Below are 7,060 nucleotides of genomic sequence, written 5' to 3' on the forward strand. Positions count from 1 at the left end.
CATCGTTCTCCATGAACACCACCGTGACCGCTGCTAACATGCAGGTCAAGGCCGTTGCCGATCAGGGTATTCTGATCAACGTCGAAGATACTGCTGATAGTCAGTATTGGGACAGCAACGCGACTACCAACCAGACCACGGGCATCCTGCTCCACGCCACTTCCACCGCGGACACTACCACTTGGTATGTTGCGCACAGCAAGATTACCAGCGATGCTGCTAAAGCCGGTGCCGGCGCTCCGTCCAGCAACCTGACTACTGAAGGTTACAAGACTCTCGGCACTGATCCTTATTCCACCGCGACCTCGACAGTTGCCGCTGCTGCTGCTTCGCATCAGGCTAAGCAGGACATCACTTACGTTGATACCGGAGCTACCGGCTACACCAACGGCGAAGGCTACTATGTCAAGTATACCTACTTCCTGAAGTCCTCCGCTGAAGCGATTACCACTTCGCTGGCTCAGGGTGAGCAGAACCTCAATATCACCGTTAAAGCTACGGGCCCCGATACCGCCACTTCTGCCAATCTCGACAAGGCCCTCCGTGTTGCCGTTAAAATCGCTGGCAGAGTCTATTTCTTCGCTCCTGTCGTTGGTGCTGACGGCACTTACTATGTCAACGCCGGTTCTAACCCCACTACTCCTGTTGTCGCAGCATCTGCTAGCGCGGGCGCTACCTCTGCGACCAACGTTCTCACTATTCCTGCTGTGACCGCTGATGGTCTTGAAGCTGACGTTTTTGTTTACTTCGAGGGTGAAGATACCAACCTGATGACCGATAACGCGCTTTCTACGCTTGACAATCTTATTGTGAGCGTCGAGTTCTCGCTCGTTAAGAACGCTTCGGCTATCTCTACCGCGCCTGGCGTCGCGCTTGCGTAATCAACCTACTAACTAACCCCGCGTAAATCGTTACGCACCATCAGCTACCGATCATAGCTGAACGGAAAACATTCCCAACGGGACGGAGTTCCCGTCCCGTTGGGCTTTCTGCAGAAAGTTTACTTAAAAAGAGCCCCCGGCAGACGCAGCCAGGGCTCTTTTTGTTTTATATTGAATACTGAAGACTGAAAAATGAATAATGAATAATTGCGGTAAAAATAAACGACCGCGGGCTGCGTAAAGGCCTCCCCTGTGCAAGGGGAGGTGGCAGGCGCGACCGCAGGGAGCGACTGACGGAGGGGTTGTCCGTAGGGACGAGCATTGCTCGTCCGGGCATCGACGCGCTCACGTCTGTCATCCCGAGGGCGTAGCCCGAGGGACCCCACACCGAAAGATGACGGTCGGCCAAGCCTTCCCCTTGAGGGGAAGGTGGCGTCGCCGAAGGCGGCGACGGATGAGGTGTCATCCCGAGGGCGTAGCCCGAGGGATCCCACACCGAAAGATGACGGCTGCAAAAGGTGTGGGATTCCTCGTCGGCGCGTTCGCGGCTCCTCGGAACGACAGAACGTAAGCGCATACGTTGTCATCCCGAGCGAAGGCGAAGCCGGAGCCGAAGGATCCTGAAGGTAACGCCATTGTATAAGAAAAAGTGTGTATCAGGAGCGTGAACATTATCGGTTGCTCCGAATACACACTTTTATTTTCGACACGACCTCGTCTTTAAGATCCTTCGGCTGCGCTCCCGTCGGTCGCTCCGCTCAGGATGACAAAAACGAAGACGCTCTGCAAAGGGTGTGGGATTCCTCGTCGGCGCTTGCGCGGCTCCTCGGAATGACAGAAACGCGGCGCGGATCACTGATTCGCGGCGTAAGCCGTAAGCGCCTGCTCGACCGCCTGATTGAGCGAAATGCCGTTCTTTATCGCGCGCGAAGCGACGGCGCGATGGAGCTCGGGCTTGACTCGCACGTTGAAGGTTCCCTTATACGCTTTGTCGGGTTCCTTGCCGACCTGCTTGCAGAAAAGAAGATAATCGTCGACGGCGGCGTGAAACTCCTTTTCGATGTCGGCAGCGTTTTCGCTTTCAAAAGTGACGAGATCGCGTATGCCCTCGATCTTGCCGTGAAGCACTCCGTCTTCCGCGGAGTATTCGACGTTTGAAAAGTATCCTTTGTATTCAATCGTATTATTCATTACAGTTCACCTATCCCTTCAAGCCATTCTTTCAGATTCTTCACCGCGTATTCGCGCATTTCGGACTGCGGATGCGGTTTGTGAAGCAAGATCGCCCTTTTATCGCTTTCGCGGAAAAACATTACCCGCGATCCGGACGTCTTGCCCTTCGTTTCTTCGACAAATCCGAGCCGTTTCAGCAGCGAGCGCGCCTCATCATAAGTATAATCCTTCGGCAGCGCTCTTATTCGATCTTTCGCTTTTTCAAGTTGGCTCACGCGGCGCCCTCCTTTGCAACTGACTTACAGTTGCATTATACTCCTTATATTTCAAATGTCAATACTTTTATTTCAGATTTTGTGAATTTTTCTTTGTTTCTTGTCGAGTTTTCTTGGCTTTTTCTGAAGTTTTCTTTGAAAACCGACTGCTTTTCTTGGAATGGCGTTAGTTTTAATTACTTTTACAATCGTGTTTATCGCTGTACCAAAAGCGGTAAAAATAAAACGACCGCGGGAGGCGTAAAGGCCCCCCTGTGCAAGGGGAGGTGGCAGGCGCGGCCGCAGGGAGCGACTGACGGAGGGGTTGTCCGTAGGGACGAGCATTGCTCGTCCGGGCATTGACGCGCTCGCTTTGAGGAAGCCGACAACCCCTCAGTCTCGGACGGCGTGAGGTCTGTCATCCCGAGGGCGTAGCCCGAGGGATCCCACACCGAAAGATGACGGTCTGCGAAAGGTGTGGGATTCCTCGTCGGCGGCTTCGCCGGCTCCTCGGAATGACAGAACGCGCGGGCGCGTTCGCGGCTCCTCGGAATGACAGAAACACGGCGCGGGCGCGGCATAAAATAAAACGACCGCAGGCTGCGTCTGCCCACGGCGTTTGTAAGTGGTTTTTAATTTAATTCTTTGGCCAAAAGATTAAATTGTTTCCGGGAGGGAGAGGATTTCTCCCTCCCGGATCGGTTTTTGCTTTGCGTAAGTCTTTTACGCGAGGTTAGTCAGTGGGGTGATTACTCAGCCTCGAAAGTGACTTCGATATCGAGCTCGTTCAGGCTGGCATAGATGTTATCGGTGTAGAGCTCAGTAGCTTCGCCTTCAAAGTAGATGTAGATACGGACGTCAACGCCGCCAAATTTGCTATTGGTCGTATCCTTCGCAGGAACGGTCTCGTTGGCGGTCGCGTAAAGGTTACCAACGCTCGTAGGAGCAAGGTTGGAAACGGTAGTAGTACCGCTTCTGTTACCATCAGCACCAACACCGGTACCAACTGTATTGGAGGCGTCGCCGCCGAGAGGAGCGTAAACAACGCACTGAGCATTAGCAATGATAGCTACGCGGAGAGCCTTGTCGAGGTCAGGGGAATTAGTAGAACCAGTAACATCAACCGCCTTAACTCTGAGGTTTTTCGCAAGAGCAGCATCGCTGGTGGAGCGGATGTTGAACTCTTTGACAACATAGTAATTGCCGTCGAGATCGGTAGCGGGATTGTTGGAGATAACACCGTCACTCCAGCCGGCCGCAGCAGTCAAATCAACATAGGTGCCGGCCTTAGCAGTAGTAGCATCAGTGCTCGCAGCAGAAGCGTGCAGCCATTTGGAGGTAATAGCGCTGGCGGTGCCGGTCGCAGCAGTAGAAGTCGGGCGAAGCGCGGTCGCGGTGGTCATACCGGCATCATCGGTGTAGCTGTAAGCGGTGTTGTCATCGGTTCCGGTAGCGAGGACGTTGTAGCGGATTTCAATACCGCCTTCAGCAACGGCCTGAACCTTCATGCCGGTCGCGGTGACCTGGTTGTTCATGGAGAACCATGCGAAAGTGGAGGTGCCCAGGAGGATGGCGCTGACAAGCAGCATCGCGAGGGCGGGGATAAGTCTCTTAAACTTCATTGTTGTGTTTCCTTTCTTTGTTTGGATTTTGTTGATAAAGTTTTTATCGAGAATCCTCAGGACGCCTCCTTCGGATAATCAATACGTGGGTGGGGGGGAAGTTCTGTCATTCTGAGCCCGCAGGGCGAAGAATCTCGCGCTGCCTTCTGCATTCCGAACGAAGTGAGGAATCTCAGGTTTGAGATACTTCGGCGCGCCGCGCCTCAGTATTCGCAAGGTTACGTGAGATCCTTCGACTCGCGCTTCGCGCTCGCTCAGGATGACAGCTTCGCGGGGAATAAAAAAGCCGCGCTGTTCGCGCTGAGTCGAACATCGCAGCTGGCTACCCCGGTGGGGTCCTTTAGCTTTGCGTCACCGGATTGCTCCGGCTTTGCCAAGTGTTAGGTTTTTTGAAATTAAAAAGCCGCGCTGTTCGCGCTGTGTCGAACATCGCAGCTGGCTGCCCCGTAGGGCCCTGTAGCTTTGCGCCGCCGGATTTCTCCGGGTTTGCCAAGTCTTCAGTTTGGTCGCTCAGGCGAACCGCCCTTCGCGATTGTGGTTAGATTATAGCGCACCGTTTCCGGTTTGTCAAGAGTTTTTTTCAAAATTTTTCAAAAAATTTTTGCGGGATATAGATGTGGGGAAGCGATGCGGGGCGGGACACAAGATGTTGTGTCACGGGCTGCGCCCGTGAGGTAATTTCACGCTTCGCGTGAGGTAAATTCGCCCTCCGGGCGAGGTAAATCCGAGCTCCGCTCGGGGTAAATTCACGCGCTCGCGCGCGCGAGGGAAGGTGCAAATCGCTCCGCGATTTGAATGATTTCGCTGCGGCGGGTTCTTTCGCTGCGACGGGTTCTTTTTTTTTTATTATACGCACGTATACGCGTGCATGCGCGCGAGGGCATACGCGTTATTCTTCTTTTGATTTCATTTTATTTATCGCCGAGATCAGCATCCTGCGGATCCTGCCGCATTCGCCCGACAGCGCTTTTGACGATTCTTCCGTTATCAGTCCGGTTCTGCCGAGGAGTTCGAGCCAGTATTCCGACTCGTAGCACTCCTTCAAGGCAATCTGGAGCTTGAACGTGAAATCCGAGCTGCCGTAACCGTATTTCGCTTCGTGGATATTCGCCCCGATGGACGTTCCGGAGCGTATGAGCTGCTTTGTAAGCACGGCGGCGTTCGGTCCTTTGTTTATACCGTTGCATACCTTAATGACGTTGACCGCGAAATCTTTCGCGTTCTCAAGCATCGCGCTCTCTTTCACAGCGTATCCTTTCCTTTCTACCTCGCGCCGAAGGCGCGAATTTACCCGCCGCGCCCCGCGCGGCGATTTACCTCACGGCGAAAGCCGTGAATTTACCTGCGAGCGTATAACGCGGCTTCGCCGCTACACCTCATCCGGCGCTTCGCGCCACCTTCCCCTCAAGGGGAAGGCTTCCCCCGCGAGCAATTTACCCGCGAAAAGCGCCCCGAAAACTTCGGGGCGCTTTGAGCGATCTTACGCTTCTATTTCTTCTTCACCGCCGGTGACTTCCATCCGCATGTCGATCTTGAACTCGCCGCCGATTATCTTATCGACGCAGTCGGGGTCGGGGCCCTCGAGCCAGATGACGACGGTGTATTTCGTGATGTCGCCGGGTTTGAAGTTCTCAATGAATTTCTTGACTATCGTGTTGCCCGTCTGGAACGCCGTAGTGCCGGGTTCCGGGCCTTCTATGCCGTCCGTCCTCGCGTAGGCGTAGTCGACGTATTCGCCGTTGATGTAGAGCCTGATACGCGCCGCCTTCTCGATCTCGAAGGTCATATTGGCGATGTACATTTCGTACGAGTAGGTCAGCGTCTTCGTGCCCATGTTCTTGCAGTAGAAGGTGTAGGCCACGTAGTTGTCGCCGTTGTGCTCGCCGTCGACGTTGTCGAGCCAGTCGGGAAGGGTGGAGCCGTCGATGTTCGTTATCTCCTCCGCGATCTCGGCGTTCAGGCGGGACGAGTAGACGTCGAAGCCGGGGCTTTCGGAAAGCGAGAGCGCGTAGTCGTGGTTATCGAACTTATTGACCGAAACGGTGAACGCGCCGAATTTCATATAAAGCACCGATGCGACGTAGCCGACGACCAGCAGCAGCGCGGCTATGAGTATGATTATCGGTATCATCTTCGTCCATAATCTGTACCGTTTGACCTCGGTCGCGGTTCTGCGGATGGTCAAACCGGATGATTGCTGAGCCATCAGACGCTCACCTCCTTCTGTTCTACCGCTTCTTCAAGCGTCATGCGCAGGCCTCCGTGTTCAACGGCGCCTTCGTAGCCCGCCGACGGGATGTAGCCGGAGCAGTCGGCTCTGCTGTGCGCGGTTATCTGCTCGTCGTTGTATATTCCGTCGCCGATAACGTCGACGGGCAGCGACCGCAGGAAGTTCACGAACGCCGCGAACACATGGTTTTTGTCGCGGTTATCCGACATCGCCGATACGTGCGGCGACAGCAGCACCATGTCGACGGGGAGCTCCACGAGCGCGGTCACGGGGCAGTCGCGTTCGCCGCAGCCTGTCATGAGCGTGCGCACCTTCAGCAGCTTCATCGAAAGCAGCGACGTGCGCGCGGTCTCGACCTCTTCGTAAAGCAGCGTGCGCGGGAACTCAAGGCAGAGCTTGGACGGATCGTCGAGCTTCAGCTGCCCGAGCAGGTCCTTCATCCACGAGTAGAGGTCCGGCTGACGCGTCAGCGACGCCGGCACGCGCGCGGTCACGAAGTCCACGTTGCGGTCGAACGCTTCGAAGGTCTGTATCGCTTCGACCGCTTTCGCGACGTTCCAGCGGGCGAGGCGTTCGCCGCGGTCGGTCTCGTCGGCGGCGTATGCGTATTTCTCCGGCGGGATCACGCCTTCGAGCACGCTGTTTATATAAGTGAAGCTTCTGTATGCGATCGGCAGGCGCCGGTAGCAGCTGTTTATCTGCGCGAAACGCATCTCAAGCGGCGCGATGCCCGATGAGAGCGTCATTTTTACGTAGTCGAGCGCCGGAGCGTCCGCGGGGGCGGGGGAGTCCGCGGGGGCGGGGGAGTCCGCTGCGGCGGGGGCGAGGGAGTCCGCTGCGGCGGGGGAGGGGGAGGGGGCGTCCGCTGCGGCGGGGGAGGGCTCCCCGGTGTAAGGGGAG

Annotated in this window: 7 protein-coding genes and 2 riboswitches; of the genes, 1 reads left to right on the forward strand and 6 read right to left on the reverse strand. The window is 55.7% G+C overall.

Annotation, left to right across the window (positions count from 1 at the left end; genetic code table 11):
• The first annotated feature begins 11 nt into the window (after positions 1-11).
• On the forward strand, positions 12-881 hold the full coding sequence (locus tag J5441_07015) for a hypothetical protein (GenBank protein ID MBO4934896.1): 870 nt from the start codon (positions 12-14) through the stop codon (positions 879-881).
• Between the two features lie 852 nt (positions 882-1,733).
• Here the strand turns inward: J5441_07015 and J5441_07020 are convergent.
• The 6 genes from J5441_07020 to J5441_07045 form a co-directional block, all read right to left on the reverse strand.
• On the reverse strand, positions 1,734-2,072 hold the full coding sequence (locus J5441_07020) for a type II toxin-antitoxin system HicB family antitoxin (GenBank protein MBO4934897.1): 339 nt from the start codon (positions 2,070-2,072) through the stop codon (positions 1,734-1,736).
• Positions 2,072-2,329, reverse strand: coding sequence for a type II toxin-antitoxin system HicA family toxin (locus J5441_07025; GenBank protein MBO4934898.1), 258 nt, complete (start codon positions 2,327-2,329; stop codon positions 2,072-2,074). Before J5441_07025 ends, J5441_07020 begins: the two co-directional genes overlap by 1 nt.
• Before the next feature lie 728 nt (positions 2,330-3,057).
• A complete protein-coding gene (locus J5441_07030) occupies positions 3,058-3,930 on the reverse strand; it encodes a hypothetical protein (protein MBO4934899.1) in 873 nt (290 codons plus the stop codon).
• A gap of 310 nt (positions 3,931-4,240) precedes the next feature.
• Positions 4,241-4,315, reverse strand: a riboswitch (cyclic di-GMP riboswitch).
• 42 nt (positions 4,316-4,357) lie between these two features.
• Positions 4,358-4,431, reverse strand: a riboswitch (cyclic di-GMP riboswitch).
• A 388-nt stretch (positions 4,432-4,819) separates the two neighbouring features.
• Positions 4,820-5,161 (reverse strand): four helix bundle protein, encoded by a 342-nt coding sequence (locus J5441_07035; protein MBO4934900.1) that lies wholly within the window; start codon positions 5,159-5,161, stop codon positions 4,820-4,822.
• A gap of 249 nt (positions 5,162-5,410) precedes the next feature.
• Complete coding sequence (locus J5441_07040; protein ID MBO4934901.1) at positions 5,411-6,136, reverse strand: hypothetical protein; 726 nt, start codon at positions 6,134-6,136, stop codon at positions 5,411-5,413.
• The coding region (locus J5441_07045) for an EAL domain-containing protein (GenBank protein ID MBO4934902.1) at positions 6,136-7,060 on the reverse strand (925 nt) is incomplete at its 5' end. The genes J5441_07040 and J5441_07045, both read right to left, overlap by 1 nt.

Source organism: Clostridia bacterium, assembly GCA_017620395.1.
GTDB lineage: Bacteria > Bacillota > Clostridia > Oscillospirales > RGIG8002 > RGIG8002.

What these genes read in the sequence shown, in the direction of transcription:
- J5441_07040 (MBO4934901.1), bottom strand. Translation starts at nt 6,136, where the DNA reads ATGGCTCAGCAATCATCCGGTTTGACCATCCGCAGAACCGCGACCGAG.
- J5441_07035 (MBO4934900.1), bottom strand. Translation starts at nt 5,161, where the DNA reads ATGCTTGAGAACGCGAAAGATTTCGCGGTCAACGTCATTAAGGTATGC.
- J5441_07020 (MBO4934897.1), bottom strand. Translation starts at nt 2,072, where the DNA reads ATGAATAATACGATTGAATACAAAGGATACTTTTCAAACGTCGAATAC.
- J5441_07015 (MBO4934896.1), top strand. Translation starts at nt 12, where the DNA reads ATGAACACCACCGTGACCGCTGCTAACATGCAGGTCAAGGCCGTTGCC.
- J5441_07030 (MBO4934899.1), bottom strand. Translation starts at nt 3,930, where the DNA reads ATGAAGTTTAAGAGACTTATCCCCGCCCTCGCGATGCTGCTTGTCAGC.